The organism is Acinetobacter sp. 778_lipA, from assembly GCF_058242985.1.
The window spans coordinates 1,904,122-1,927,184 of record NZ_JBZAYT010000001.1 but is presented as its reverse complement, the minus strand read 5'-3'; the positions used below and the strand labels follow the sequence as shown (position 1 = coordinate 1,927,184).

Sequence of the window (23,063 nt, the reverse complement as noted above, 5' to 3'; positions counted from 1 at the left end):
ATTTTATTACGCCCACCACCAAGGCATTACGCTACCTTTTAAAACTTTACGATGCTGCTGATAGTGTTGATCATGCTTTTCAACTTCAAACCAAAAAGCAGCGCTATGATCAAAATGTTTGGTATGTGCCAATTCATGTACACAGACATAACGGGTAATTTGTTGATCAAATAAAACCAAAGCACTATTGAGCATAATATCATGACGGGCTGTACAACTTCCCCAACGTGTTTTTGGGTGTCGAACAGTACACTGTCCAAACTTTAAACGAGTTTCATCACTGACTTGCTTTAAATAGATTGGTAAATAATGCTTTGCATAAGCAATTACAAAAGCTTTTAAATAGTTTTCAGGCTGACGGTCGCTGACAAATAATTGAGGCTTTTGCTCATCTAAAATATAGCTATTTTTTTGAGTTTTATAAATAATTTCTATGGGGTGTTTTAAATTAAACAGTTGCAAGCTTGTCGGTAATATCTGATCAACTTGCTGTATTTTTTCCTGCTGTTTATGCCAGGTCTCAATCATCCATTGTTTAGACTCGTGTAAAAAATGCTGAATCTGACGTTGGCTACAATACTTAGGCACAGTTAAGCGAATCTGTGTTGGTTCAACACGTAAACGCAAGCGTGTTGCCCGTGCATGATGAGTGATTTTAATTTCAGGAAGATTTGCAGTCATAATACGCTTATTTTTAGAATCTCCCCCAACCGTTCTTTAAAGGCAAGGAGGAAGCCTCATCTTTACTCGAGCAGAAGTTAGGGGAAATTTTTTTATCCTGCGGTACGCTCTTCAATACCGTTATTGGTCGCAACTACAGCAACATCAGCTTTATTGATCGCAAAAATACCGTTACACACCACTCCAGGAATATCGTTAATGGTTTTTTCGACCTCTAATGCATTCAAAATATTTAAGTTATACACATCTAGAATGACATTACCGTTATCCGTTACCACACCTTCACGATAAACTGGGTCACCGCCTAGTGATACAATTTTACGTGCTACTGCTGAACGTGCCATAGGAATCACTTCAATAGGCAAAGGAAATTCACGGCCTAACTGATCGACCCATTTCGAGTCATCAACAATACATACAAACTTTTTCGCAATAGATGCCACGATTTTTTCACGCGTGAGTGCAGCCCCCCCGCCTTTAATCATATGTAAATGACGGTCAATTTCATCAGCACCATCCACATAAGCATCTAAACCACTGACATGGTTCATATCAACCACCTCAATACCTAATTTCTTAAGACGTTGAGCCGTTGCTTCTGAACTGGCAACTGCTGCTTCGAGTTGTAACTGAGGTAATAATTCAATTAAGAAGTTCACTGTACTACCAGTACCAACTCCCAAAATGCCCCCTCTTGGTAAGTGTTTTAAAGCGGCTTGGGCTGCAGCTTGTTTTTTCTCGTCCTGGGTTGCATAAAGGCTCATGACATCTCTCAATAAAATTTCAATTTCCTGCACATTTTGCATAATTTTAAAACGCAAAGGTACAACGGTTTGTTACAATGAGCGCTCATTTTAAACTGTTAGATGGAAAATTAACATGCTGTCTCGTTTGGTTCGACAAATATTACAGGCAACGGTGTATGACGTTGCAATCGAAACCCCACTCGAAGCAGCGCCACGAATTAGTGAAAAACTAAACAATAACATTCGCTTTAAACGCGAAGATTTACAACCTGTCTTTTCCTTCAAACTACGCGGTGCGTATAACCGTATTAGTCAATTACCGAAATCTCAGTTGGAACGTGGCGTTATTACTGCTTCAGCAGGTAACCATGCTCAGGGCGTGGCTTTATCTGGTCAAAAGTTAGGTATTCGCGCCATTATTGTGATGCCAAAAACCACCCCTGACATTAAAGTTCAAGCAGTAAAGCGTTTGGGTGGTGATGTTGTGCTTCACGGCGACTCATTTGATGTTGCTAACAAATATGCGATTCAACGTGCAAACGACGAAGGTTTAACCTTTATTCCGCCTTATGATGATGAACTGGTCATGGCCGGCCAAGGTACAATTGCCAATGAAATATTGCGTCAATGGCGTGATGTTGAATACGTATTTGTTGCTGTGGGCGGTGGTGGTTTAATTGCAGGTGTAGCAGCATATCTTGGTGATGTTGCTCCGCATGTCAAAATTATTCCTGTCGAATATGATGAATCTGCATGTTTAAAAGCAGCATTTGAAGCGAATCAACGTGTGGTACTCCCTTCTGTAGGATTATTTGCAGATGGTACAGCTGTTGCTCAAATTGGTGAAAAGCCATTTGAAGTGATTCAACTACAAAAATCTGATAACTCAGGTCCAATTGTTGAACGTGATGTCGTCTTGGTCAACACAGATGAAATCTGTACAGCAATCAAAGATACCTATGATGAATGTCGTAGTATTGTAGAACCATCAGGTGCGATGGCACTTGCAGGTATCAAAAAGTACGTCGCTGAGCATGGTCTTGAAGGCAAAAATATGGTGTCAATTGTTTGTGGTGCCAATATGAACTTTGACCGTTTACGTTATATTGCTGAACGTACCGAACTCGGTGAACGTAAAGAAGCTATTTTTGCAGTGACCATTCCAGAAGAAAAAGGTTCTTTCCTGAATTTCTGTCGTGCTTTGCAAGGACGTAATATCACTGAGTTTAACTATCGTGCCAGTGATGCATCTGCCGCTCAAGTCTTTGTCGGTATTAGCTTAAAGGCTGGTGAAAAAGAACGTCATGACATCTATGAAGCAATGAAATTACATTATGATGTCGATGATTTATCGGATGATGAAGTTGCAAAATTGCATATCCGTTATTTGATTGGTGGTCATGCTGATATTGCCAATGAACGTTTGTTCCGTGTTGAGTTTCCAGAACGCCCAGGTGCTTTATTAACATTCTTAGAGCGTCTTGGTCCAACCCATAACATTAGCCTATTCCATTATCGTAATCACGGTGCAGCAGAAGGTCGTGTTTTGGTTGGCTTGGATGCAGAAGATGCGGTACAGAATCCAGATGGACTGATTGAGACTTTGGAAAATATCAATTACCCATATCAAGAAATTACCAATAACTTAGGTTATCAACGTTTCTTAAAATAGAAAGAGCTTCAAAATAGAAATAGCCTATAAATTTTTTATGGGCTATTTTTTATAAAATCAGAACAATTCGAAAAAGTTAACTTAATAAATCGCCATATTTAAATCACCATCATCATTAAATGCGTCATTAAAAGCATCCACAATTTGATTTAACTGTTGCTCATCTTGTGTCGGCACAAGCATCCAATATGGATTCTCTCGATAGACCACCAATAAAGAAAGCTGATGTAGATTGGCAGTCACTTTAATTTTATCAAAAATAATTTCTTCGGTTTGTTCCATCGCATCGATTTGATTATCAAATGAGACGTCATCATCTTCCTCATCGTACTGATCAAATACTTCTGCTATTGCAACTTCGATTTCATTTTGCAATTGCTCAGTATCAATATTGTACTGGTTAAAGTAGAAATCATTTTCAATTCCATTGTCATAATATTCTTTTAATTCAATATAATGCAGGAAATCATGCTGTTGATTTATCCATTCACTAAAACTATAAAATTCAGTATTTTGAGGAATTTTTTGTGCATTTAGCTCGGGAATTAAATGTTGAAGTAATGAATATATTTTCTGTGACATGGATATCTCTCTATTTTATTATCAATAAGTTGAATTAATAGCAAAAAACTAAGTCGATCTTGAACAGTCAAATAATGCATAGTGTTCTATACTGACATCTTCATCATGAAATTGCTTATTAAAACACTTGCAGAACTTTTCAATTTTATATTCATGATTCGGTACAATCAACCAATAATAGTCTTCAGCATAAATCAGCAACAGTTCATGATCATGTTGTCTGGCCTGCTTTAATATTTCTTCAAAAACAACATCATAAACTTGATCTTGAACATTGTAATAGCGTCCAATAACATCTTTGTGTACTTCATAATGATCAAATAAAGGCTTCGCTCTTTCACGAATTTGAGTTTGAATTCCTAAGCTATCTACTGCATATTCATGAAAAACAGCACAACGCTCAATCTCATTTTCATGAAATTGCATACGATCAATTTTCATTAAATATCCACGAAATCGCCCACCAAACTTTTCAGCTTCGATCCAACTGAGAAACTCGACAAAACGTTTACGATATTTCTTTTTGGGAATATCTCTTTGCTCCAATGCTGGGAACCAATGTTGGAGAATTTTAAAAATTTTCTTATCGTCCATTTTTTTATCATCCATTTTTTATTCTTGGATCAAAAGCCCAATCTTGGCTTTGCATTTTTAAATTTCAAAGCAATGATATCGGATCAATTTTAAGTTTTTATGACATAAATCTGGTTTTATTTACATTTATCGCTTTTTATTCTCAGTTTGTAGATTGGCGTTGCAATACTTTAAAGATAAAATATATAAAAATTGAATATGATCATACCAACACAAAATCAGTGTCGGGATAAGGACTTTGTAGAATGGCGCAATTCGCTGTCATCGGTTTAGGCAGTTTTGGTGAAGCAGTTGCACTAGAACTCACCAACTTAAATCACGATGTAATAGGTATTGATACATTAAAGAAAAATGTAGAAAACATTGCCGATAAAATCAGTCATGCAGTTATTGCAGATGCTACCGATGAACATGTGTTAGATGAACTGAATATCAAAAATTGTGATGCCGTGGTGGTTGCCATTGGTGAAGATATTGAAGCCAGTATTCTATGCGTACTGCATTTAAAAAATTTGGGTATCGAAAAAATCTTTGTAAAAGCCAAATCTAAATCACATCATATGATTTTGTCTCATTTAGGCATTACAAAAATCATTCACCCTGAAGAAGATATGGGGATTCGTGTTGCACAATCACTTAGTTATCCAATGGTGAGACGTTATATGGCGTTAAATAATGATCGCTATATCGTCAAAATTGAAATAGGTGCAAATTTACAAGGCGCGCAATTTCAAACGGTCATGGAAAATACCCCCGAACTTACAACCTTGTTATTACAACGCGGTTCACATGTACTGTATGATATTGCACCGGGGACGATTTTACAGGAAAAGGATATTTTAATCCTTGAAGGGCCTGTAGAAATGTTAAGACAATTTTCGATTCGTTTCTTATAGTTATAACTATGCGTTTATCTAAAAAAGAACTAATCAACAAAAAACACAATAGTATTAATCTCAGCCCACCGAGCTTACTTGCTTTAGGTTTTTTAAGCTTCATTATCATCGGAACACTATTCCTTAAACTTCCCTTTGCTAATCAAGGCAATTTGACATGGCTAGAGGCCCTGTTTACTGCAACCTCTGCTGTGACTATCACTGGGCTATCTGTCGTCAATATTGGTGACTCCTTAACCACTTTTGGTCAAGTTGTGGTGATGATACTGATCCAATGCGGCGGCTTAGGTTTTATGACTTTTGCAATCTTAGCTGCTTTGAGTCTTTCCTCAAAAGTTGGTATTCGGCAGCAAGTCATGGCACAGGAAACTATTGGTCAAACCAGTTTGGCCAAAGCGACCTTTACAGTAAAAGGGGTTTTTCTTTATTCATTGTTCTTTGAAGCGATTGGTACAGGGATTCTAACCATGGCTTGGTCACATCACTATGACCTTGAACATGCATTTTTTTATGCGCTTTTTTATAGTATTTCTGCTTTTAATAATGGTGGGTTTTCTTTATTCCCCAATAGCTTAATGAGCTTCTCTGACCAGTATATGGTGACATTTACCATCAGTATGCTGTATATCATCGGTGGAATTGGTTTTGTTGTCTTGATGGATATAAAAAGAGCCAAGCGTTGGAAAAAGCTTTCTACCAATAGTAAGTTAATTCTGTCTACGATTGCTGGCTTAAACCTCTTTGCTTTTATTGTTATTTGGGCAATCGAAGCTTCTAACCCCTTAACACTTGCCCCCATGTCTATTGGTGATCAAGCTTTAAATGCATGGTTCCATGCCACTGTACCTCGTTCATCAGGTTTTAACAGCTTGGAAGTCAGCAGCATGACCAATGCATCAACCTTAATTACCATGGTATTGATGTTTATTGGTGGCGGCTCATTAAGTACTGCGGGTGGAATTAAAGTCGGCACATTCATTATTATGATTTTAAGTGTCATTACCTTTTTAAAGCGTTCAGATGAAATTACTGTTTTTGGACATTCTGTTTCTCATCAAGCCACGTTTAAAGCTCTTGCAGTCATTTCGATTACATCGTTACTGATCTTGATTGGCTTTTTTACCCTACTGATTCTAGAACCTGATAAAAAGTTTTTAGACTTACTATTTGAAGCCGTTTCTGCGGCTTGTACTGTCGGCCTATCTCGAGGGATCACAGAAAATTTGCATGCAGGAAGCCAAATCGCTTTAATTTGTCTAATGTTTGCTGGACGCTTAGGACCACTAACACTTGCGTATTTGATTGCGACACCGAATAAAAGTCGTGTTCGCCATCCAAATACTGAAATTCAGGTGGGTTAATTGTTTTAATCATCAAGTGAATACAACTGAAACTGCTTTGTAGGATCATTTTAATCTTATCACGTATATCTAAAATAGGCTGAGACTCCTTAAATAGATTGCTCAGACAATCCTTGCAAAATGTATACTGATGACAGTATCCCCCATAAAAAAGCGATCTTATCAATGATTGGATCGCTTTTTTACATCTTTCTAAGGATGATTATTCTACTTCTAACTCACTATTGCCTTTAATCAAACGATGCTCTGACTGCAAATATTCATCTGATTGCATTTCGAGTAAACGAGAACGTGTACGTTCAATTTCAAAAGCCAGCTTCTCTCCATCATAAATTTCAATAATCGAGTCTTGAGAGGTCAGTAATAGCTTTACTCCACGATCATAAAACTCATCTACCAGATAAATAAAACGACGTGTACCTTCTGACAGCAAATCAGTTAAGTGCGGAACATTACTCACCAAAACGGTATTATAAATATTGGCAATTTCAATAAAATCCGATGGGCTACGCGGTTTCATACAGAGTTCTCTAAACTCACACCACAATACATCTTCGGTATGGCCTAAAGTTTCAACAACACGGTTATTAATCGTAATTGGTTCTTCTGACACTGTTTGCGATGTGGTTAATGCATTAAAACGCTTTGCCATCCAGACTTTATTATCATCTGTCAGTGGTGATTTAAACAATTGCGCTTGTTTTAATACCCGTAAACGATAGTCAACACCCGCATCAACATTCAATACCACACAGTGTTTTTTCACCATTTCAATCGTTGGAATAAAACGATCACGATGGATTCCATTTTTATATAAACCATCTGGGGCAATATTTGATGTGGCAATCAAGGTAATGCCACGGGTAAATAATTTTTGAAATAAATCACTGAGAATCATTGCATCCGTTACATTCGACACAAAGAACTCGTCAAAACAAATTACTACAGCTTCTTTATAAATTTGATCTGCAACGATATCTAACGGATTACGCTGCCCAGAAAGCTTGTTTAACTCCTTATGCACAAACTGCATAAAGTGATGAAAATGCATACGGGTTTTACGGCGAAAAGGAATCGAATCGTAAAATTGATCCATGAGCCATGTTTTTCCACGCCCGACACCGCCCCACATATATACACCTCTCGGTGCAGTTTGACGACGGAAACGACGAAAAGCTTTCTTCGATGCTTTATAACGATTGATCAATTCTTGCCATACCCGCTCCAACTCATGTACTGCTTGAGCCTGAGCATCATCTGGTAAAAACTGTCCAGATGACAATGCTTTTGCATAACGCTCAGCGGGTGATACGGGAGTAAATGCTGTTGAAGTTGTATTCTGATCTAACATATCATTTTGTTACTTTTAAAGGCTAAAGGAAGTATATCGAATATTCATTTTTGATAAATAAAACTTTGGGATAATTCTAACTCTATATCTCATATCAGCACTACCTGTTTATTTACCATATTGACGCGGGCTTTGCCCAAACCAACGTTTAAAAGCATGATTAAATGCAGCGGGTTCTGAGTAGCCAAGTAATTCAGCAATCACCTCAATTGAATATTCCTTATATTCAATTAATCGCAATGCTTTGTGCTTAATCAGCTGTTCTCGAATTTGTTTATAGCTGGTATTTAATTGCTGCAACTGATGGCGTAAGGTTCTTTCAGGCACATTCAACGCCTGAGCTACTTCGGCCATCGAGGGAATAATCCCTTGCTGTAATTCCAAATAATCATTTACCCGTTGAATCAATGGCGCAATTTTCTGTTCTTCAGCATTTAATCGCTCAATTTCAGCAATGCACTTGGCTTCGTAAACCCGATGTGTGATCGGATCTGCGGAGGGAATCGGCAGTTGCATCACATCTTCATTGATCCAAAAAGCAGCTTTTTCACAATTAAAATGTAAATCCGAACCGTAATAATCATGATATTGCTTTAATACATTTAAATCCTGAGGCTGCTGAAAAGGTAATTCGATTCTCACGCTGGGCGCTGTAAGTCCCATCATTTTATAAATATCATCCAGAAATTTATAAGTGCCAGAGATTTCGCATTGTGCTCTCAACAAGCCCATTTCTGTTTCTAAATCTACTGGTTTGTAAGTTAATGCAATTTGATGATCACCTTTCTCAAGTCCTAAGACACCGTATAAATAGGTTAGACCTTGATAATGAACACCATTTTGAATCGCATCACCAACATTACCACAGGTCACCAAGAGCATAAGCAATGGACCATAGCCCGCCAAAGAATAATGCTGACCAATAAACAACCCCGTTTCTGGCTGCACACCCTGCCCAATCACTTTTTGTATATCCCACTCTAAACTGGGGTGAATGATTGAGCTGGGATCGAGTGCATCTGCTTTGATCCCAATGCTAGAAAGTCGTGAATCTACATCGATTCCAGCATTACGCATACCATGAATTAAATACATTAAACCGAGAATCGAGCGTTTCATTAGATCATCATTTGATTTCTACCCAAACTTTGTACTACAAAGATGGTTTTTTGCAAATTGCCGAATATATCAATTTTTGTGTCAGTGCAATCATATTTCAAGCGCTGCATTTCCGATATTCTATGCAAAACTGGAAAAGTCAGAGCGAACAAAAATGAGTACAGCCCCTACGACTGAAACAAAAACCCAATCAACGCAAGTTGCAATTATCGGATCGGGATTTGGTGGTTTAGCCATGGCGATCCGCCTATTGCAAGCCAATATTGATGATTTTATTATTTTAGAAAAAGCAGATGATGTGGGCGGTACATGGCGTGAGAACCAGTATCCGGGTGCGGCGTGTGATGTTCAATCACATATGTACTCGCTTTCTTTTGCACCCAAAACGGATTGATCAAAACGTTATGCCGAAGCACCTGAGATTTTTGACTATATTCAAGATTTAATTCAGCAATTCAATTTAAAGAAATACATCCAATTTAATCAAGAAGTGGTTTCTACACATTATGATGAGCATAATTTCAATTGGCATTTAACACTAAAAAGTGGACAAAAAATTGAGGCTCAATTTGTTATTTTTGCATCAGGGCCATTGCATGTACCACAGATTCCTAAAATTAAAGGGCTTGAAAAATTCAAAGGCGAAGTTTTCCATTCATCACATTGGAAGCATGACTATAATTTAAATCAAAAAAATGTAGCATCCATTGGTACTGGTGGTAGTGCAATTCAATATATTCCTGAAATTGCTGCAAAGGTGCAAAATCTTTATGTATTTCAAAGAACCCCTGCTTGGGTAATTCCTCGTGATGAACGTGCCTATAATGCACTTGATAAAAAACTATTTAGTCGCTTTGAATGGTTTAGGAAATTACACCGTGCACGCTTGTACTGGTCAAATGAATCACGTGTCGTCCCCATTGTAAAACCACAAATCATGAAATATGGTCAGAAACTTGCTGAAGCTTATATAAAATTCCAAGTTAAAGACAAAGAAATCGCCAGAAAACTGACCCCTGACTATATTATGGGCTGTAAGCGTATTCTGATTTCCAACAAATACTTTCCAACATTCAACCGTAAAAATGTTGAATTAATTACCGATGGAATTCAGGAAATTACTGAAAATAGCATCATCACCAAGGATGGCAAAGAACGTCAAATTGATTGTTTAATTTATGGTACTGGTTTTATTACAGATCCACGCATCTATTTAAAATCATTTGATTGCTATGGTGAACACGGCGTTGAATTAAAAACGGCATGGAAAGATGGTGCAGAAAGTTTTTATGGGATCAGCACCAAAGGCTTTCCAAATCTATTTCAATTGCTTGGTCCAAATACCGTACTGGGGCATAACTCTGTAATTTTCATGATTGAATCTCAAGTGAATTATATTTTGCAGTTGATTCAAATGGTTGCAAAAACACAGACTCAAGCAGTGACGGTAAAAGCTGAAGTACAAGATCAATTTAATGAAAATGTACAGAAACAGCTTGAAGGTACGGTATGGCAATCAGGCTGTGTCAGTTGGTACCAACAAGATGGTGGTAAAAACTTTGCATTATGGCCAACCTATACCTGGAAATTTTGGCTCAGCACTCGCAAAGTAAACCCAGCAGATTTCCGCTTATTAGGCCGTGAGCAAAGCGCAAAGCAAAAATCAAAAGCTGCATAAACTTGGTTAATATTCTTCTATAAATTTTCAACCGCTTTTCTGTGCTTCGACTATAATAGATAGGTATCCATTGCCTATCTATTTTTCATGCAATCACTTTGGCTTATTTTCCAACTTTTATTTTGTTTATGCTTAGGGTTTATTTTAGCACGCAGAATTCCACAATCCATTGAAAAAATAGCTTTTAAAATACTGCCTTATTTTACCTATATTCTTTTAATTGCGATTGCAATGGAGTTTTCTCAAACAATTCATAATATTGCCAGCCCTGCACAGATTCTCACCAGTTCCATCACAATTGCATTCAGCACATCATTGGGTGCATTTTTTTGTTGTTATCTAGTATTTACAGCAATTGGCTACAAACCATCACAAGGTAAAGTTTCTGCTGAATTATTGATGGGTTCATTACTCAACATCAGCTATGCATTTATTGCACTAGCTGTAGGGTATGGCTTAGCAGAGCTGGCCCACCTTTTCCATGTTCCACTACATGTCAGCACATGGAATTTACTTTTAGTTTACATGTTACTGATCGGCTTGGATCTGGCTTACTCGCCACTGGATCGTTCTTGGTTAAACTGGAAAATTATGCTGGTACCGATTGCCTGCGTGATTGGCTCACTATTGGGTGCTGTTGCGGCATTTTTCTTGATTCAAGACATCAGTATGAAAGATTTAATCATGCTCTCGCAAGGTTACGGCTTCTATTCTATGACAGGGATTGTGGTGACTGAATTAAAGAATGCCCATCTGGGAAGTATTGCGTTAATGAACGATTTATTTAGGGAGATTTTTGCCATTTTATTTATGTATATGATTGGATGGCGTTATCCACGTTCAGCAATTTCTTCTGCTGGTGCAACCGCAATGGATGTCACCTTACCTATGGTGAAACAAGCTTGCGGCAATGATTATATTCCACATGCAATGGTCAGTGGTTTTGTTCTGTCGGTATTGGCACCAATTGCGGTAAGTGTTTTAGCTGCACTTTAAAATTAAGTGCTGAATGTGGCATCCATCGTACTTTATCTGACGAGATAGCAATACTGATCAATAGAATCACTGGAATAAAAAGTTTTTTAAACTTCTGAAAAAAGACCTAGTAACGCAGATACACTACAGTGTATACACAGCAATTTTTATTATATAAATCAAAAAATCACCCTCTTAATCCAATGACAAAGAGGGGTTTATTTTTATAGAGTCGCTAAAATATCTTGTAAGGTTTTACTTGGATGTTCAGATTGAGTAATTGGACGACCAATCACTAAATGAGTAGAACCATCAAGCATGGCTTGCTTAGGTGTTACAATACGCTTTTGATCATCTGCATTTGCACCAGCTGGACGAATTCCAGGTGTTACTAAAGCAAATTCGGCACCTAAGTCCTGACGTAACATCTTGGCTTCCTGGGCCGAACATACCACGCCATCCAGACCACTTTGTTGAGTCAATTTAGCCAGACGTTTCACTTGTTCAAATGGCTCAATATCTAAACCAATATCACGCAAGTCTTCACGTTCCATTGAAGTAAGAACAGTAACCGCTATCAATTGTGTTTTATAGTTACCTGCTTTTAACCGTTCTACACAAGTTTCCATCATTTTACGCCCACCAGAGGCATGGACATTGACCATCCATACGCCCAAATCAGCCGCAGCACAAACCGCCTGTGCGGTTGTGTTTGGAATATCATGAAATTTTAAATCGAGGAATACTTCAAAGCCCTTATCATGTAGTGCCTTCACAACAAGAGGGCCTTCATGAGTAAATAGTTCTTTACCGACTTTTAAACGACATAGTGATGGGTCAAGCTGATCAGCAATTGCTAGGGCGTCATATTGGCTTTTTGCATCTAAGGCAACAATAATACTCACGAATCTCAGTTCCATCACATAAATTTTCGCTCATTATAAAGCGATTCACGCAATGTACAAAGTCAGAAAATCGACTTCATCACAAATCAATCAACTTTTCTTAAATATTAAGAATGATTTATCTCTGCTCTGAAATCAAAATTGCACGTGTATCTTGCTCTAGTGCTTCAAAAATATGCGCTTGATCTGCGGGATAAGAAATATAGTCCCCTGCTTGAAGCAACTCAGCACTGTCTAATAAACCGACTTTGGCAGAGCCCTGCATGATAATAATATGTTCAACACTACCAATAGGATGCGGTTTACTGCAACGTGGCTCACCCGGTTGGGTTGTAAGCATATACACGTCTCGTCGTGCATTGGGTGGGCATGTCGCCAACAAAACAGCCTGATAATTTGATATTTCAGAAACAACTGAAGCACCTTCGCCATAACGAATCACTTGTGTGGTTTGGGCTTGTGCTTCCATAAGTTTGGCAAAAGGAATATTTAAAGCCACACAAAGTGCCCATAAAGTTTCTAGACTCGGATTACCCTGCCCAGATTCAAGTTGCGAAAGCGTGGATTTCGCAATGCCTGCACGTCGAGCAACTTCTCCCAAAGATAATGCAGCACTTTTTCTTTCTTTTTGCAGATTATTTGCAATGATTTCAATTGGTATAGACATTACTCTTCCAAAAAATACGATCGTTCTGTTTGACGAACAATAACAATCAAACTATTATAACAAATGATCGTTCATTTTATCGAACGATCTTATTAACCCAAGCAAGGCTCATCTAAATGAAGTATAAAGAAATAAAAAATTTACCCAAGGCCCTGATAAAATCAATCGTGATTCTCTGCATCGCAACCGCACTGATCGGGATTTCATTAGGTACGCTTGCAGTCAATTATCAACTGCCGATCTGGATACCTTTACTACTTTCAATCTGTGTTTTGGCTGGTGCTGCCGAGTTTACTTTCATTGGCATGATTGCTACTGGAAGCAGTCCGATTACAGCTGCGATTGTAGGATTGCTGATTAATTTACGACATCTGCCTTTTGGTTTAGCGATTACCCATTTTATAGAAAAAAATAAATTAAAATATTTTGCTACACATATTATGAATGATGAAAGTGTTTTATTTGGTTTAAGCCAATCTTCAAATGAGCTAAAACTGAGTGCTTATTGGCTGTGCGGAGTCGGAATTTTATTTGCTTGGCCCATAGGCGTTTTAAGCGGTTATGTATTGGGAAGCCATTTAGCTTATGCAAAATTACTGGGTATCGATACGATTTTTCCTGTCGTATTGTTTGCTCTTACCTTTAAAACACTAAAAAGAAAATCTGCTCGAAAATCGGCAATGACTGGTGCAGTCATAAGCCTCGCTACTTTTCCATTTCTACCCTTAGGGATTCCGATACTTATGTCATTATTTGGCTTGCTTGTAGGAAGAAAATAACATGCATCAACAATTTATTATTTTGATCGGGATCATGCTGCTGGCGATGGGTACTTATCTGATTCGATATGCGGGACTTTCCCTCAGCCAATATTTCACAATCACTCAACAACAAGAGCAACTCTTTAATGATGCCGCAACAACTTTACTGTTTTCTATTGCGATACTTAGTACTTTTTTTGAAGGTGCGGATTGGGCAGACTTAGGCAAAATCATGGGGGTATTGGTGGGTTTATTTCTGATTTGGAAAAATCACTCCCTTGTCACGACGATTGTGATCGCAATGCTGACCACCACAATATTTCGCTTTGCAGAGTTTTTCTGGCTAGCCCAATAAAACTATTAAAGCTTAAAAAAGTGTTTTACAACAATCAAAGCGCTTTTTTTAACAGCATAATGCAAATGATTACGCATGCTTAATTATTGATTGAATATACTGTTTTAATCTCTATGCTTATTTTTTATGGATACTTAATCAATCAATCTTAAAGCGCTTAAAATTCATTTTATATTTGATCATTGTGAAGCACCTCACTTACTCCACCAAATAAAAATTTTCAAAACACTGCCTTTTCTAGATTTTAATCCTTACAACAGATAAATTCTTTTTCATATATTTAAAAACCTATACAAACTTAAAATAATATTAAATTAAAATTATATTTTTCTTATTCATTGCATCCATGTTTACACTAAATTTTTTATTTTTAATTTATCTATCTGTGCTATTTCCAAATATATTCTTTATAACTAAACAAACAATACATCATAACTAAACAATTAATCTCCTTGATAAATAAAAAAAGTAATCATATTAAGTGAAGCAAAGTCGCATTAAAAAAACCTTCTGTTTTTAAAAGCAATCTAGAATGAACGCGATTTTATGTTGATTTAAGCATTTAAAAATAGTTTACAGAGAAACTAAATAAAATACTAAAAAATCATTTAAATTCAAGTTAATAATTTTTTTAATGAAAATGATCTAGTACAATGCAGCGTATTAAAAAAAATCCAAAATTTAATTAATCATGATAATAAATTATTTTAGAAAATCTTAAAAACTCATTCTCGCTTAATATAAGCAGATCAAAATAATTTGCTATAATATGACGCTATTCACAAAAAGTGACATTTTTTGTCACTTTTTAGTAAACAGAAACAAATTCTTGTTAAAATAAATAAACATATTAATTATAAATATCCTCTTGTATTTAAATAATAAAAAATAAATCCAAAACAAATAACGTTATATTGTATTTGTAACATAAAAATAATGTGATATTTGTCTCTTTTTTTCATTGTTTTTATTTAGGAAAAATTTATAGTAGCCCTTATTGTTTAGCTCCTAAACACTTCCCCTTTATTAGGAAAGTACCAGTAAAGGGCAAATCAACGCAGTATTGAGAGAAATTCTATGAAAAATATTCAATTGGGTTTAGCGATCATTGGCTTAGGTTTAGCATCTTCAACAGTTTTTGCGGCTGCTGATGGTACAGTAACAGTTACAGGAAAAATCGTTGATCAAACCTGTACAGTTGGTGGTACTGCTGGTAACTACACTGTTGTTTTACCGACTGTAGGTAAATCAACTTTAGCGACAGCGGCGACAACAAATGGCGACACTAAATTTACTATTAATTTAACAGCATGCCCTGTAGGTAATGTAGGTGTTTATTATGACAACACCAATGCAAATATTAATACTGCAGGTCGTTTAAACAATACCGTAACCACTGGCGGTGCAACAAACGTAAATATTCAATTATTAAACTCTGCAAAAGCAGTGATTGACCTAACTAAAGATCGTACAGGTCAAAACATTGTGACTTCAAATGTGGCAACTGCAAATGGTTCTGCAAATCTTGATTTTTATGCACGTTACTATGCAACAGGTGCAACAACAGCTGGTGATGTAAGCACAACTGCAACTTACTATGTTGTATATCAATAATTAAACATTTGGGTCTGTAAGTTTTTTAAACAGGTCTGGTTAATTTTTATATCTTAACCAGACTTGCATCTTCCCAAGGGTCTTTCAATGAAAAAACTATTTTTTATTTCTAGCTTGTTAATGCTCAGTACTTTGATTACATCCGCTCATGCTGGTATTGTGATTACAGGTACCCGTGTAATTTACCCAAGTGATAAAGAATTTGTATCTGTGCAATTAACCAATGTAGGTGATCAAATTGCATTAGTACAATCATGGGTGGACAGTAAAGACATTATTGCAGATCCAACCACAACCCAAGCCCCATTTATTGTTACCCCTCCAATAACCACGATTGAAGCTGCTAAAGGTCAATCTTTACGTGTCATTTTCAATCAAAAACAAAAACTTGCTACTGATCGAGAAACATTGTTTTGGCTCAACGTACTTGATATCCCAGCCAAGCCAACAGCTGAAGCAAATTACTTACAATTTGCGATTCGTAACCGCTTAAAACTTTTTTACCGACCAACTGGCATCAAAATGGAACAGCAACAAGCGTTTCAAAAAGTTGAAGTACAGCGTGTAAATAACCAATTACAAATCAATAATCCGACACCTTACTACCTAAATTTTGGTAAATCGAATCTTGTTTTAAAAAATGGTACGCCAGACGAAATTAAAAATCTAAGTTTTATAGAACCATTTTCAAAACAACAAATTGAGGTCGAAAATTTATCAGACGCTAAGTCCGTACAGCTTTATTTAATCAATGACTACGGCAGTTTATCGACAATAGAGAAACAGTTTTAATCTAAATTATTGGGAGAATTGTGCTTGAAACATTTCACACTTAGGTATAGTGCTTTGGCGCTAAGTCTATATCTATGCAATCAAAATGTTATAGCGCAAGCACCACAATTCGATAATAGCTTTTTATACGGCCAAAATTCTAAAACAATTGATCTTGAAAAATTTATTTCAAGCGATAAAGTCGCGCCAAATGATTACATCCTTGATATTTACCTAAATGGTCGTTATATCACTCGCTCTATTGTGCATATTTCAGATGATCCTGAATCACCTGAAAAGCAACGCTATTGTATTCCACGCAGTACTGTTAAGCAGCTTGATTTCAATCATAAACTTATCGATTTAGATAAAGTGAGCGGAAACTGTATCGATACACGCTTAATGAATCATGTCGTATTCTGGAAACTGAATATAGCAGAACAACGTGTGGATGTTTCAAGCCCTCAATCGATGTTAAATGAGCGACCATTTGGCTATATAGATCCATCACTTTGGGAAACTGGTGGAAATAGTGCTTTTCTCAAATATTACTACAATTACTATAATTCAGATTATGGTCAGGACAACAAACAAGATTCTAGTTTTCTCAATATTAATTCTGGTATCAATATTGATAATTGGCAATTCCGTCATTCTGGTAGCACCAGTATGGGAGATAGCAGTCATTCAGGCCAATATACCAGCTATGAAAACAAACTTATGCGAGTACTGCCTAGTTTAAAAACCCAGCTTACTCTTGGTGATTTCTATACCAATACAAAAACCATCAACAGTAATTCGAGTATTGCCATTCGTGGTGTACAGCTTGCTAGTGATGACAGAATGCTTCCGATTTCATTGCAAAGTTACGCACCTACAATTTCAGGTTATGCAAAAAGTAATGCTTTAATACGCGTTCGCCAAAATCAACAAATTATTATGGAACGCACTGTTCCTGCTGGTGCATTTAATATTACAGATCTCCAAACACCTGGGACGGGTGGTACATTAAATGTAGATATTATTGAAGCAAATGGTGAAATCCGCAGTTTTGATTTACCTTATAATAATTTTATTCAATCTATCCGCGCACAACAGTATCGTTATCAAATTGCAGCAGGTACTTTTCGTCAAAATAGCAAATCCTATGATGAGAAATTAATCAATGCATCTTTTGATTATGGATTAAATGATTTTATCTCAGTAAGCAGTTCAGCACTGGTCAGTGATCATTATCAATCCTATATTCTAGGAACCGCATTCAATACTAAACTCGGTGGTATTGCTTTAGAAAGTAATTATGTTAAAGCAGATATAAACCAGTCCAACCAAAATTTAGACAGTTCTTTGGTTACGCTACGCTATAATATTGCACTAAACAGTGCGAAAACAAATATCAGTTTAAACAGTACTATTTATGGAAATGATCAGTATTATTCCTTTGATGAAGCCATGCAGAATCGTTATATTCAAAAAAACAGTGCTGCATTGGTACTTAATGGTCGGCCCAAGTCATCAAACTATATTCAACTGAGCCAGAACCTAGGTCATCAGTTTGGTGCTGTTTCAGCCAGTTTTTCACAGTATGAATTCTGGCATCAAATCAATACACAAAAATTTTATCAAATTAGCTATAGCAATAGTTTTAAAGGCATCAGTTACTATGTGGGTATGCAACATACTCAAAATGATCAATACAAATTAGATAAAGACACTCAATACTTTGTGAATGTGAATATTCCTCTGTCGTTTAAAAAGAAAAATAGTAATTTACGTCTAAGTAGTGAAGTCTATCCAGATAATAATGCACTCAATACCAATCAAGTCGGCATATTTGGAAATTTAGGTGAAAATCAGCAGTTCGGCTATAACTTCAATTATTCAAATAGTAAAGATAAAGATCTCTTCAGCAGTTCTTTGAGTTATCGAACTAATCCGGTTTATTTAGCATCAACTTATGCAACCGACTTTGACCAACAGCATCAATACTCTTTACAAGCACAAGGCGCTATTGTTGCACATCAACACGGCATTACTTTAGCCAATGATTTAAATAATACTTTTGCAATTATTCATGCCAAAGGCTTAGAGGGAACCAGCCTCTCCAATGGAAATAATATTAAAATTGATCGCTGGGGCAATGCGATTATTCCCTATCTAAATCCTTACCAATACAATAGTATCAACTTAAACCCCAATACAATTCCACTCAATACCGATGTTGATGCTACCCAATTACAAGTTGTACCTAAATTAAACGCCAGTATTTTGGTGGATTTTAAAGCATTAAAAAGCACAAAAGCCTTAATTGAACTTAAACACGCAAATGAGGTACTCATTCCAATGGGTGCTCAAGTGAAAGATGCTTTGGGTAATGCAGTGACTACAGTAGGACAAGGTCAGCAAATTTTTATGCAAAATATAAATCCTAGACGCTATAGCGTTTATTGGAGTAATACTGATTCTTGTCAATTCGATATTTCCAAAGAAATATTGGAGCAAAGTAAAACTCAAATCCCTTTTGCAAGCTTTAACTTAAACTGCAAATAAACACGGAGTAATTTTATGCTGAAATATAAATTGTTATTTATGTTATCTACACTCCCTGCAAGTTTTGCAGTATTTGCAGATTGCAGTGTCGGTAGCAATTTCACCAGCGGTTATAGCATGCCAACGATGAATGCCAGTACCATGAATATCAATAAATATGAAGGAACATCAGTACAGTCCAATGTATATTCCCGCGAAGTTGCTTCAGCAAATTTTGATATTTTCCGTGTCTATACTGGATGTACTGTTGGGGTAAATAGAACCATTTTTGGTAATGTTTTTGCCACCAATGTGACGACCTATGATGCCAATATTTCGCGCTTAAATGCTTACCCAGCTTTAGGGATTAAAGTTGAAATGGGCGATGCACCGACGAGTGGTACATTAAAAACACTAAATACTACTGAATTAGCAATTTATAGTTATAGTGGTGATACGCATGGTGTAAAAATGAGGGTGACATTATATGTTTTACCCAGAACATCAACAATGACCTCATACCCAACCACGATCAATGTTTCGAATCTACGAATAGCAACCATCAGTTTAAAACGCGTTAGTGATAATGTTCTTATTCCTGCAAATACACAAATTCCAGTGTATTTAAATGCAACAGTCAATATCTCTGAATCCACATGCTCACTGAGTCAAAGCAGCTATACCATTGCGCTACCTGATGTTAGTGTACGAAACTTGGGTTTAGTCGGAAATGAAACCGCATTGAGCTCAAGCAATACAGCAACCCTCAGTATAAATTGTGCAAATTTAAATGATGGTGCAGGTCGTGAAATAAAAGCTTATACCACCGATGCATTGAATCAATCCAATGCAACAAATATATTAGAGAATCAAATCGGGGCTGGATATGCTACAGGTGTGGGGATTCGTTTACGTGATAAAAATAATGCGATAATTAGTCTAGACCCAAACCAATCAAGAAGTACCAATAAATGGACCTTTGGTAATTTAAATACATCACAATTGATTCAGCATGTAATTAAAGCCAATTACGTAAGAACAGCAAATACCGTAACACCAGGTTTGGTGAGATCTCAAGCTTATTTAAATATCGTATATGATTAAAAAATAGTGAAATTATATTCTTTTGTTTTATTTGATGATATTAAACAAGGTTTTTGATGTTAAATAATTAACAGACTCAGAAATCAGTAAAAATAAAAAAGCGCTTTCCAGTGGTGGTAAAGCGCTTTTCTATCATAATGATTAAAGCGGATTGACATTCTTATTTTCTGGTTGAATATCTAATACCGTCTTTTCATGACGAGCACTTGCGGCAGCTTCAGCAGCGGCCAATTGTGCTGTCTGTATTTGTTCTTTTCGAAGATGATCAATATCTTTACGAAGACGCTTAACTTCCCATGCGTTTTGGAATACACGAAATACCTGTACGCCAAGCAACAATCCAAGAACAATCCCGAGCACCAAAGTTAAGAGTAGCAATAACCCTAAACGCATTGCTGGTACTTGAGTAAACAATAAATCTACAGGTAGTTCCGCTGGATTCTGCAAGACTAATGCTAAAGCGTAACCAAAGACTACCAGTAGTAATGCAATTAAGAAATAGCGCATACTCACCTCATTCGAATTTTTTTATTAATTAGCAGATTCGTTTACTGCATCACGGAGTGCTTTACCAGGTTTAAAGTGAGGTACAGCTTTTGCTGCAACTTCCACTGATTTACCTGTTTTTGGATTACGACCCACGCGTGGCTCACGGTGATGTAAAGCAAAACTACCAAACCCACGAATTTCAATACGGTCATCTGAAGATAATGATGCAATCATTTGATCGATCATAATCTTAACTGCTTCTTCGACTAATGGCTCTGCTAAATGCGGATTTTTGAGAGCAATTCTTTCTATTAAGTCAGACTTATTAAGTGCTTCAGTTGTCATTTAAGACCTCATTAATTTTAATGCTAATTGATATACACCAGATAATATCCTTTTTAAATACAAAAAGGTAGCGCAGTCATCATATACTACGCTACCTTTTACACTATTTGAATAAAAAATATTAATTAATTACATTAAATAATACTTCTTAACAATCACTTAGTGGTTCATCTGCGCTTTGATTAAATCACCAATAGTCTTAGGACCATTGTCTTGACCAGTAGGCGCAGTTGTAGTTTTCAAGTTTGCTACAGCTTCTTTTTCTTCAGCTTCGTCTTTAGCTTTAATCGACAAGTTAATAGAACGTGATTTACGATCTACATTGATGATTTTAGCTTCAACTTCTTGACCAACTTCTAAGAATTTAGTTGCATCTTCAACGCGATCGCGGTTGATTTCAGATGCTTTCAAAGAAGCTTCAACTTCGTCAGCTAACTTAATTGTTGCGCCTTTAGCATCAACAGCAGTTACTGTACCTTTAACCAACGCACCGCGTTCGTTAGTCGCTAAGAAGTCATTGAACGGATCGCTGTTCATTTGCTTGATACCAAGACTGATACGATTGCCTTCAGCATCTACAGACAAGATAACTGCTTCAACTGTATCACCTTTCTTGTAACGACGAATAGCGTCTTCGCCTTGCTCATTCCAAGAAATATCAGACAAGTGAACTAGACCATCGATACCGCCAGGTAAACCGATGAAGATACCGAAGTCAGTAATAGACTTGATCGTACCAGAAACTTTTTCACCTTTGTCGTGTGACTTAGAGAACTCTTCCCATGGGTTCGCACGAGTTTGCTTGATACCCAATGAAATACGACGACGCTCTTCATCAACTTCAAGAACCATAACATCAACTTCATCACCAATCTGAACAACTTTAGATGGGTGGATGTTTTTGTTTGTGTGATCCATTTCTGAAACGTGTACTAAGCCTTCAACGCCTTCAGCGATTTCAGCGAAACAACCGTAGTCAGTTAAGTTTGTAACACGTGCTTTAACGATAGAACCTTTAGGATAACGGTTCATGATCGCTAACCATGGATCTTCGCCTAATTGCTTAAGACCTAAAGATACACGATTACGTTCTTTGTCAAATTTAAGTACTTTAACAGTAACTTCTTGACCCACTTCAACAACTTCTGAAGGGTGTTTGATACGTTTCCAAGCCATATCTGTGATATGTAGAAGACCATCAATACCGCCAAGGTCAACAAATGCACCGTAATCAGTAAGATTTTTGATCGTACCAGTAACTGTTTGACCTTCTTCCAATTGAGAAAGAAGCGCTTCACGGTCAGCTGAAGATTCAGCTTCCATTACAGCACGACGAGATACAACAACGTTGTTACGTTTAGCATCAAGTTTGATTACTTTGAATTCTAACTCTTTGCCTTCAAGGTGAGTTGTATCACGAATAGGGCGAGTATCTACCAATGAACCTGGTAAGAATGCACGAACTGGACCGATGTCAACAGTGAAACCGCCTTTAACCTTACCAGAAATAACACCAGTAACGATTTCGCCGTCTTCAAAGATTTTTTCAAGTTTAGTCCAAGTTTCAGCACGTTTCGCTTTTTCACGTGATAAAACTGTTTGACCCATACCGTTGTCAAGCGCTTCAACAACAACATCAACTTCATCGCCAACTTGAACTTCAAGTTCACGTTGTTCGTTTAAGAATTCTGAACGTGCGACAACACCTTCAGATTTAAGGCCAGTGTCAACAGTAACCCAGTCAGAGTCGATGCTAACAACGATACCTTTAATAACGGCACCTTTGTCGATATTGAGAGTTGATTCGCTTTCTTCAAAGAGGGCTGCAAAAGATTCGGTCATGATATACCTAGTAAAGTCAACGGTCT

General features: G+C 36.8%; 21 protein-coding genes and 1 pseudogene. 11 read left to right on the top strand and 11 right to left on the bottom strand.

Annotated features, from left to right (window positions below):
• Positions 1 to 6 precede the first annotated feature (6 nt).
• Both AC4CUY_RS09030 and rpiA read right to left on the bottom strand, forming a co-directional pair.
• On the bottom strand, positions 7 to 681 hold the full coding sequence (locus tag AC4CUY_RS09030; protein ID WP_490774001.1) for a M48 family metallopeptidase: 675 nt from the start codon (positions 679 to 681) through the stop codon (positions 7 to 9).
• A 92-nt stretch (positions 682 to 773) separates the two neighbouring features.
• Positions 774 to 1,445: a ribose-5-phosphate isomerase RpiA gene (rpiA, locus tag AC4CUY_RS09025; protein ID WP_336951404.1), complete on the bottom strand. Its 672-nt coding sequence runs from the start codon at positions 1,443 to 1,445 to the stop codon at positions 774 to 776.
• A 115-nt stretch (positions 1,446 to 1,560) separates the two neighbouring features.
• Between rpiA and ilvA the strand changes: the two genes are divergently transcribed.
• Positions 1,561 to 3,099, top strand: a complete 1,539-nt coding sequence (gene ilvA / locus AC4CUY_RS09020) for a threonine ammonia-lyase, biosynthetic (protein ID WP_336951405.1) — start codon at positions 1,561 to 1,563, stop codon at positions 3,097 to 3,099.
• 81 nt (positions 3,100 to 3,180) lie between these two features.
• On the opposite strand, the gene AC4CUY_RS09015 is transcribed toward ilvA, so the two are convergent.
• Both AC4CUY_RS09015 and AC4CUY_RS09010 read right to left on the bottom strand, forming a co-directional pair.
• Positions 3,181 to 3,681: a hypothetical protein gene (locus AC4CUY_RS09015; RefSeq protein ID WP_336951407.1), complete on the bottom strand. Its 501-nt coding sequence runs from the start codon at positions 3,679 to 3,681 to the stop codon at positions 3,181 to 3,183.
• A 48-nt stretch (positions 3,682 to 3,729) separates the two neighbouring features.
• Positions 3,730 to 4,275: a hypothetical protein gene (locus AC4CUY_RS09010; RefSeq protein ID WP_336951480.1), complete on the bottom strand. Its 546-nt coding sequence runs from the start codon at positions 4,273 to 4,275 to the stop codon at positions 3,730 to 3,732.
• 245 nt (positions 4,276 to 4,520) lie between these two features.
• On the opposite strand from AC4CUY_RS09010, the gene AC4CUY_RS09005 reads away from it, so the two are divergent.
• Positions 4,521 to 5,171 carry a potassium channel family protein gene (locus tag AC4CUY_RS09005; protein WP_004720766.1) on the top strand — a complete coding sequence of 217 codons (651 nt, stop codon included), beginning with the start codon at positions 4,521 to 4,523 and terminating at the stop codon, positions 5,169 to 5,171.
• 8 nt (positions 5,172 to 5,179) lie between these two features.
• Positions 5,180 to 6,532 carry a TrkH family potassium uptake protein gene (locus tag AC4CUY_RS09000; RefSeq protein ID WP_336951408.1) on the top strand — a complete coding sequence of 451 codons (1,353 nt, stop codon included), beginning with the start codon at positions 5,180 to 5,182 and terminating at the stop codon, positions 6,530 to 6,532.
• A gap of 202 nt (positions 6,533 to 6,734) precedes the next feature.
• Here AC4CUY_RS09000 and zapE read toward each other — a convergent pair whose 3' ends face one another.
• Positions 6,735 to 7,883, bottom strand: coding sequence for a cell division protein ZapE (gene zapE, locus AC4CUY_RS08995; protein ID WP_004720770.1), 1,149 nt, complete (start codon positions 7,881 to 7,883; stop codon positions 6,735 to 6,737).
• A gap of 108 nt (positions 7,884 to 7,991) precedes the next feature.
• Entirely contained in the window at positions 7,992 to 9,002 is a 1,011-nt protein-coding gene (locus AC4CUY_RS08990; protein WP_336951409.1) for an AraC family transcriptional regulator, read from the bottom strand.
• Between the two features lie 154 nt (positions 9,003 to 9,156).
• Here AC4CUY_RS08990 and AC4CUY_RS08985 point away from each other — a divergent pair.
• Positions 9,157 to 10,680: pseudogene (locus AC4CUY_RS08985) on the top strand (flavin-containing monooxygenase).
• Between the two features lie 87 nt (positions 10,681 to 10,767).
• Positions 10,768 to 11,676 carry a LysO family transporter gene (locus AC4CUY_RS08980; RefSeq protein WP_336951411.1) on the top strand — a complete coding sequence of 303 codons (909 nt, stop codon included), beginning with the start codon at positions 10,768 to 10,770 and terminating at the stop codon, positions 11,674 to 11,676.
• Positions 11,677 to 11,879: 203 nt separating this feature from the next.
• On the opposite strand, the gene pyrF is transcribed toward AC4CUY_RS08980, so the two are convergent.
• Both pyrF and AC4CUY_RS08970 read right to left on the bottom strand, forming a co-directional pair.
• Entirely contained in the window at positions 11,880 to 12,575 is a 696-nt protein-coding gene (gene pyrF, locus AC4CUY_RS08975) for an orotidine-5'-phosphate decarboxylase (protein ID WP_419327466.1), read from the bottom strand.
• A gap of 103 nt (positions 12,576 to 12,678) precedes the next feature.
• Positions 12,679 to 13,227 carry a helix-turn-helix domain-containing protein gene (locus AC4CUY_RS08970; protein ID WP_419360377.1) on the bottom strand — a complete coding sequence of 183 codons (549 nt, stop codon included), beginning with the start codon at positions 13,225 to 13,227 and terminating at the stop codon, positions 12,679 to 12,681.
• 116 nt (positions 13,228 to 13,343) lie between these two features.
• On the opposite strand from AC4CUY_RS08970, the gene AC4CUY_RS08965 reads away from it, so the two are divergent.
• The 6 genes from AC4CUY_RS08965 to AC4CUY_RS08940 all read left to right on the top strand — a co-directional run bounded on the left by AC4CUY_RS08965 (position 13,344) and on the right by AC4CUY_RS08940 (position 20,361).
• A complete protein-coding gene (locus tag AC4CUY_RS08965) occupies positions 13,344 to 14,006 on the top strand; it encodes an AzlC family ABC transporter permease (protein WP_336951414.1) in 663 nt (220 codons plus the stop codon).
• Between the two features lies 1 nt (position 14,007).
• A complete protein-coding gene (locus AC4CUY_RS08960) occupies positions 14,008 to 14,343 on the top strand; it encodes an AzlD domain-containing protein (protein WP_490774000.1) in 336 nt (111 codons plus the stop codon).
• A 1,077-nt stretch (positions 14,344 to 15,420) separates the two neighbouring features.
• Positions 15,421 to 15,957, top strand: coding sequence for a fimbrial protein (locus AC4CUY_RS08955; RefSeq protein WP_004821263.1), 537 nt, complete (start codon positions 15,421 to 15,423; stop codon positions 15,955 to 15,957).
• A gap of 87 nt (positions 15,958 to 16,044) precedes the next feature.
• Positions 16,045 to 16,749 (top strand): fimbrial biogenesis chaperone, encoded by a 705-nt coding sequence (locus tag AC4CUY_RS08950; protein ID WP_419327461.1) that lies wholly within the window; start codon positions 16,045 to 16,047, stop codon positions 16,747 to 16,749.
• Positions 16,750 to 16,773: 24 nt separating this feature from the next.
• Positions 16,774 to 19,278 carry a fimbria/pilus outer membrane usher protein gene (locus tag AC4CUY_RS08945; RefSeq protein WP_490773999.1) on the top strand — a complete coding sequence of 835 codons (2,505 nt, stop codon included), beginning with the start codon at positions 16,774 to 16,776 and terminating at the stop codon, positions 19,276 to 19,278.
• Positions 19,279 to 19,293: 15 nt separating this feature from the next.
• Complete coding sequence (locus AC4CUY_RS08940; RefSeq protein ID WP_336951419.1) at positions 19,294 to 20,361, top strand: fimbrial protein; 1,068 nt, start codon at positions 19,294 to 19,296, stop codon at positions 20,359 to 20,361.
• Between the two features lie 141 nt (positions 20,362 to 20,502).
• On the opposite strand, the gene AC4CUY_RS08935 is transcribed toward AC4CUY_RS08940, so the two are convergent.
• The 3 genes from AC4CUY_RS08935 to rpsA form a co-directional block, all read right to left on the bottom strand.
• Positions 20,503 to 20,868, bottom strand: a complete 366-nt coding sequence (locus tag AC4CUY_RS08935; RefSeq protein WP_336951420.1) for a lipopolysaccharide assembly protein LapA domain-containing protein — start codon at positions 20,866 to 20,868, stop codon at positions 20,503 to 20,505.
• Between the two features lie 24 nt (positions 20,869 to 20,892).
• The gene (locus AC4CUY_RS08930; protein ID WP_004720793.1) at positions 20,893 to 21,195 is read right to left on the bottom strand and encodes an integration host factor subunit beta; all 303 of its coding nucleotides are present in this window, start codon (positions 21,193 to 21,195) and stop codon (positions 20,893 to 20,895) included.
• Positions 21,196 to 21,354: 159 nt separating this feature from the next.
• A complete protein-coding gene (gene rpsA, locus AC4CUY_RS08925; protein ID WP_336951421.1) occupies positions 21,355 to 23,037 on the bottom strand; it encodes a 30S ribosomal protein S1 in 1,683 nt (560 codons plus the stop codon).
• Positions 23,038 to 23,063 lie beyond the last annotated feature (26 nt).

What these genes read in the sequence shown, in the direction of transcription:
- AC4CUY_RS08940 (WP_336951419.1), top strand. Translation starts at nt 19,294, where the DNA reads ATGCTGAAATATAAATTGTTATTTATGTTATCTACACTCCCTGCAAGT.
- rpiA (WP_336951404.1), bottom strand. Translation starts at nt 1,445, where the DNA reads ATGAGCCTTTATGCAACCCAGGACGAGAAAAAACAAGCTGCAGCCCAA.
- AC4CUY_RS09005 (WP_004720766.1), top strand. Translation starts at nt 4,521, where the DNA reads ATGGCGCAATTCGCTGTCATCGGTTTAGGCAGTTTTGGTGAAGCAGTT.
- AC4CUY_RS08980 (WP_336951411.1), top strand. Translation starts at nt 10,768, where the DNA reads ATGCAATCACTTTGGCTTATTTTCCAACTTTTATTTTGTTTATGCTTA.
- AC4CUY_RS08960 (WP_490774000.1), top strand. Translation starts at nt 14,008, where the DNA reads ATGCATCAACAATTTATTATTTTGATCGGGATCATGCTGCTGGCGATG.
- AC4CUY_RS09010 (WP_336951480.1), bottom strand. Translation starts at nt 4,275, where the DNA reads ATGGACGATAAGAAAATTTTTAAAATTCTCCAACATTGGTTCCCAGCA.
- zapE (WP_004720770.1), bottom strand. Translation starts at nt 7,883, where the DNA reads ATGTTAGATCAGAATACAACTTCAACAGCATTTACTCCCGTATCACCC.
- AC4CUY_RS08965 (WP_336951414.1), top strand. Translation starts at nt 13,344, where the DNA reads ATGAAGTATAAAGAAATAAAAAATTTACCCAAGGCCCTGATAAAATCA.
- pyrF (WP_419327466.1), bottom strand. Translation starts at nt 12,575, where the DNA reads ATGGAACTGAGATTCGTGAGTATTATTGTTGCCTTAGATGCAAAAAGC.
- AC4CUY_RS08930 (WP_004720793.1), bottom strand. Translation starts at nt 21,195, where the DNA reads ATGACAACTGAAGCACTTAATAAGTCTGACTTAATAGAAAGAATTGCT.
- AC4CUY_RS08950 (WP_419327461.1), top strand. Translation starts at nt 16,045, where the DNA reads ATGAAAAAACTATTTTTTATTTCTAGCTTGTTAATGCTCAGTACTTTG.
- ilvA (WP_336951405.1), top strand. Translation starts at nt 1,561, where the DNA reads ATGCTGTCTCGTTTGGTTCGACAAATATTACAGGCAACGGTGTATGAC.
- AC4CUY_RS09000 (WP_336951408.1), top strand. Translation starts at nt 5,180, where the DNA reads ATGCGTTTATCTAAAAAAGAACTAATCAACAAAAAACACAATAGTATT.
- AC4CUY_RS08935 (WP_336951420.1), bottom strand. Translation starts at nt 20,868, where the DNA reads ATGCGCTATTTCTTAATTGCATTACTACTGGTAGTCTTTGGTTACGCT.
- AC4CUY_RS08970 (WP_419360377.1), bottom strand. Translation starts at nt 13,227, where the DNA reads ATGTCTATACCAATTGAAATCATTGCAAATAATCTGCAAAAAGAAAGA.
- AC4CUY_RS08955 (WP_004821263.1), top strand. Translation starts at nt 15,421, where the DNA reads ATGAAAAATATTCAATTGGGTTTAGCGATCATTGGCTTAGGTTTAGCA.
- rpsA (WP_336951421.1), bottom strand. Translation starts at nt 23,037, where the DNA reads ATGACCGAATCTTTTGCAGCCCTCTTTGAAGAAAGCGAATCAACTCTC.
- AC4CUY_RS09030 (WP_490774001.1), bottom strand. Translation starts at nt 681, where the DNA reads ATGACTGCAAATCTTCCTGAAATTAAAATCACTCATCATGCACGGGCA.
- AC4CUY_RS08990 (WP_336951409.1), bottom strand. Translation starts at nt 9,002, where the DNA reads ATGAAACGCTCGATTCTCGGTTTAATGTATTTAATTCATGGTATGCGT.
- AC4CUY_RS09015 (WP_336951407.1), bottom strand. Translation starts at nt 3,681, where the DNA reads ATGTCACAGAAAATATATTCATTACTTCAACATTTAATTCCCGAGCTA.